General features: G+C 67.2%; 1 protein-coding gene. It reads right to left on the reverse strand.

Features of this window, described 5'->3' with window-relative positions:
* The coding region (locus KBX21_RS26285; protein WP_307869296.1) for a condensation domain-containing protein at nt 1-627 on the reverse strand (627 nt) is incomplete at its 3' end.
* Nucleotides 628-638 lie beyond the last annotated feature (11 nt).

Genomic DNA, 638 nt, shown 5'->3' on the forward strand with positions numbered 1-638 from the left:
CACCAGATACCGCGCCAACCGGTTCGCCCGAGCGTTCAACTCCCCATAGGAGACCCGCTCATCCCCGAACACCAACGCCACAGCATCCGGAACCGAAGCCGCACACTCCTCGAACACCCGGTGCAGGACCACATCGGACCCCACACCCGCCCCAGCACGATTGAAGTCCACCAGGACACGCTGGCGCTCCTGCGCCGACAGGAGTTCGATGTCCCCCGGCCGCGTATGCGGGTCGGCCGCCACGGCGGCCAGCACCCGCTCCAAGCGGGCCACCAGCTCCACCGCCGTGTCACGGTCGAACAGGTCGACCGCGTACTCCAGGACACCGGAGACGCCCTGTGGGTCGGCGGAGAAGGAGAACGTGAGGTCGAACTTGGCGACCTTCCAGGCGAAGGGCTCCCGCTCCGCCTCGAGTCCCGGCAGCTCGGGTCCGGCGTCCGCGTGGTTCTGGAGCACGAGCATGACCTGGAAGAGCGGATGGTGGGCCATGCTGCGGGTCGGTGCCACCGCTTCCACCACGCGGTCGAAGGGCACGTCACGGTGATCGAAGGCAGCCAGATCACCCTCACGCACCCGAGCCAGCAACTCCACGAACGTCGGATCCCCCGACACATCCGTACGCAACACCAACGTGTTCA

The organism is Nocardiopsis sp. B62, from assembly GCF_018070675.1.
Lineage (GTDB): Bacteria > Actinomycetota > Actinomycetes > Streptosporangiales > Streptosporangiaceae > Nocardiopsis > Nocardiopsis prasina.